The sequence below is a fragment of the Halochromatium sp. genome (genome assembly GCF_054919635.1).
Window position 1 is genome coordinate 1 of the sequence record NZ_JBUDPI010000407.1, and the last position, 3,093, is coordinate 3,093.

At 61.6% G+C, this 3,093-nt stretch carries 4 protein-coding genes and 1 pseudogene; 4 read left to right on the forward strand and 1 reads right to left on the reverse strand.

Annotated elements, in window-relative coordinates:
* A partial coding sequence (locus ACY693_RS17395) for a hypothetical protein (RefSeq protein WP_462323072.1) occupies window positions 1-486 on the reverse strand: 486 nt, incomplete at its 3' end.
* A 458-nt stretch (window positions 487-944) separates the two neighbouring features.
* On the opposite strand from ACY693_RS17395, the gene ACY693_RS17400 reads away from it, so the two are divergent.
* The 4 genes and pseudogenes from ACY693_RS17400 to ACY693_RS17415 all read left to right on the forward strand — a co-directional run.
* The gene (locus ACY693_RS17400) at window positions 945-1,184 is read left to right on the forward strand and encodes a hypothetical protein (RefSeq protein WP_462323073.1); all 240 of its coding nucleotides are present in this window, start codon (window positions 945-947) and stop codon (window positions 1,182-1,184) included.
* A 201-nt stretch (window positions 1,185-1,385) separates the two neighbouring features.
* Complete coding sequence (locus ACY693_RS17405) at window positions 1,386-1,742, forward strand: MbcA/ParS/Xre antitoxin family protein (protein ID WP_462323074.1); 357 nt, start codon at window positions 1,386-1,388, stop codon at window positions 1,740-1,742.
* Window positions 1,743-1,778: 36 nt separating this feature from the next.
* A complete protein-coding gene (locus ACY693_RS17410; RefSeq protein ID WP_462323075.1) occupies window positions 1,779-2,534 on the forward strand; it encodes an RES family NAD+ phosphorylase in 756 nt (251 codons plus the stop codon).
* Between the two features lie 123 nt (window positions 2,535-2,657).
* Window positions 2,658-3,093 (forward strand): annotated as a pseudogene (locus ACY693_RS17415) (tRNA 2-thiouridine(34) synthase MnmA); the annotation flags it as partial.

Genomic DNA, 3,093 nt, shown 5'->3' on the forward strand with positions numbered 1-3,093 from the left:
CCACTTGAGTATGCCCGTCTCGCGGCCGATGCGCAGGCGCTCGGTGTTTGGCTGCGCGGCCATCAGCATGGGGTTGTTGAACATCGCAGCCAGGCCCTGGACCATCGGGTTGTCCACCATCAGTTTGGCTGTCAACGTGCCGTCGCCGTCGTTCTGGCTGTAGCTGCGCTCGATCATGGTGCCCATGGCCCCACCGAACATGGCGGCGGTGCCGGCAGCCTCGGCGGATGATTCGGCCGGTCCCGCGGTCCAGCCCTGCGGGGCCGGCGGGAAGGTCTCGCCGATCTGGCTGGACATGGCCTTGCGGATGTCCGTGATGGCGAATTCCAGTTCGGTGATGGCGGCACCTAGTTCGCCCGACTTATACAGCTCCAGCCCCTGCTGGATCTGCTCCTCCACAGGGTCGCCGAGGGCGGTCGCGGAGGCTGCGAGGGCAAGGGTCGTTGCGGCCGCGATTCCTGAGAGCTTTAGGTCGGTTAAGAACATGACGACTCCGATGGCGTTGATGTGATGCGGTTGGCCGAAGAGGCCGTAGTATGCCGCGGCGCGGACGATGGTTCGCGCCCGGAGGACAGCCGATGAACGGCCCAGCAAGGCTAAGCGGAGACCTGGTCCGGGTCAAGGTTCCTCGCGGCGGTTTGGGGTTCGGGCCGAGGGCCTAATACTCGACGAGCGTGCCGTCGTCCATGGCGCGCGAGATGACTTCTTATCGGCGAGTCGCGGGACACTATTCGCGTCCTCTTGGTTACGTCTCCCCAGCGCTAGTGGTTCGCCAAATGTGGCCTCCCGGCGGCCAATTGGATCCTGTAACGAATCGGTCTTATGCAAAAAACCGGTTCTTTGACGATCTGAGTATGTGGGGATTTGCTTGATGGCGATTTCTGACAGCAACTCTGTCTCCCGATGTGCCGCCTCAACGACCTGATCGACGACAGAGAAATGCTATGAAGAAGTCCGCCGGATACGTTGGCCACACGGGACTGAGTGTCCATGTTGCGGATCCAAAAAAGTTGTCAAGCGTGGGCCCGTACTCGATCATCATTCTGACGGTTACCACTGCGCGTCTCTGTCCTGTACGCAACAGCTCGATCAGGCGGCGCGATGCGTCATGGGCTGCGGAGCGCGGCGACGATGACATCGGTGTCTACGGCAAGAAACATGCGCTCGAGCAAAGCTTTGACTAATGAGGTCCGCAGTGTCAATTAACTGCAGCTTCTGTGGTTTGCTGCTCAGAAAAGTTTGTCATTGGAAACTAAGCGCGAGTAGCAGGGAGCGTGCGGCGAGACCGCGTATCAAAGAGGATCTACACTGGGTAATGTTGCAAACGTTGCCTTTTTCTTCTATACGTTGCATATACAACAGATGAGACAGGAGGATTCTTGGTCATGCAGGCCGCTGAGCAGAGCGTTCCCGATGCCCGAGCTGTGCTGGCCAAGGCGGTCGTCAATGCCGGCAAGGCCCTCGGGCTGTCCCAAGAACGGCTCGGTGAGATCATCGGGCGCGATCGAACCGCTTTCAGCCGCGGACTTGATCCAGCCAGCAAAGCCGGCGAGCTTGCGCTGCTGTTGATCCGCTGCTACCGCAGCCTCTATGCGCTGGTCGGTGGCGAGCAGGCGGCGATGCAGCATTGGGTGCACACGCCGAACGTGGATATGGGCGGCGTTCCGGCGGAGCAGATGCGTTCGGTGCAGGGACTGGTTCAGGTCGTTGAGTACCTTGACGCGTTGCGCGGTCACGGCTGAGCGGGTGCACCCGCCGACGCTGCTGCGCTTGGGGTCATGAGCGATCTTTGGTCCGCCTGCGAGCAGCGGCTTCAGATCGCGCCTCTGGGTGGAGTGCTGTGGCGTATCGTCGAGAGTCAACAGCAGATTGCCACGCTGTCCTTGGTCGACGATCTGGCCGAGCAAAACCTGCTTGAAGGGCTGCTGGAGCGTTCCAAGCCTAGCTTGCCAGCAGGATTCAAAGGGCTCCATTATCTGCTGTCGACGCCGTTTCGCTATCCACCGCTGCGCCATGGCTCACGTTTCGGCAGCCGCGCCGAGCCAAGTCTCCTTTATGGTGCTCGACGGTTGCCGACCTTGCTTGCTGAGGCCGCTTATTATCGCTTCGTGTTCTGGACCGGGATGACTACACCGCCACCGTCCGGCCAACTCCTGACTCAGCATAGCGTCTTCCGGGCTCGCTTCCATGGTCAGCGAGGCCTACGCCTCCAGAGCGCGCCTTGTGATGAGCATCGACCCCTGTTGCGTGATCCTCGCGATTACCGTGCGACCCAGGCGTTGGGCAGTGCGTTGCGAGCTGCCGGCATCGACCTGTTCGAGTTCGTCTCGGCACGCGATTCAGAACAGGGAATCAATGTCGCGCTGTTCCGGTCTGATGCGCTGGTCAGTCGGGCACCACTCGGCCTCAGCCGCTGGCTGTGCGAGACCACAACCGCCGCAGTCATCTTTGCGTCCGAAGGCGCGCACGAGCTGCATCGATTCCCGTTGCAGCAGTTTCTCGTCGATGGCTTGTTGCCGAGGCCAGCGACATGATGACGCTGTGTGTCCTCGTCGGTGATGCGCGAAACGTGACGGATGGAGCCAGCGGACGGACCCGAGCAACCGCTCTTGAGTTGGGCTAGGTATTGGCGATCATCTTACCCAGCGCAGGAGCCTATGACTGATCCCGGCAAGCAGTGCGTCATCGTCGGCCTCTCCGGCGGCGTCGATTCGGCGGTAGCGGCGCATCTCCTGTTGGAGCGGGGCTACCGGGTCGAGGCCCTGTTCATGAAGAACTGGGAGGAGGACGACGAGCCGGGTTACTGCGCCGCGGCTGAGGATCTGGCCGATGCCGAGGCGGTCGCCGAGCGGCTCGGCATCCGGTTGCATCGGGTCAACTTCGCGACCGAGTATTGGGACCGGGTGTTCGAGCATTTCTTGGCCGAGTACCGCGCGCTGCGCACGCCGAACCCGGACGTGCTCTGCAATAAGGAGGTCAAGTTTAAGGCGTTTCTGGATCATGCCTTGACCCTCGGCGCCGATGCGATCGCGACCGGCCACTATGCGCGCGTCGAGCATGATGGCGATGGCGCGCACCTGCGCCTCGCCATGG

Coding starts and splice junctions, on each gene's coding strand:
- ACY693_RS17400 (WP_462323073.1), top strand. CDS start 945: ATGAAGAAGTCCGCCGGATACGTTGGCCACACGGGACTGAGTGTCCAT.
- ACY693_RS17405 (WP_462323074.1), top strand. CDS start 1,386: ATGCAGGCCGCTGAGCAGAGCGTTCCCGATGCCCGAGCTGTGCTGGCC.
- ACY693_RS17410 (WP_462323075.1), top strand. CDS start 1,779: ATGAGCGATCTTTGGTCCGCCTGCGAGCAGCGGCTTCAGATCGCGCCT.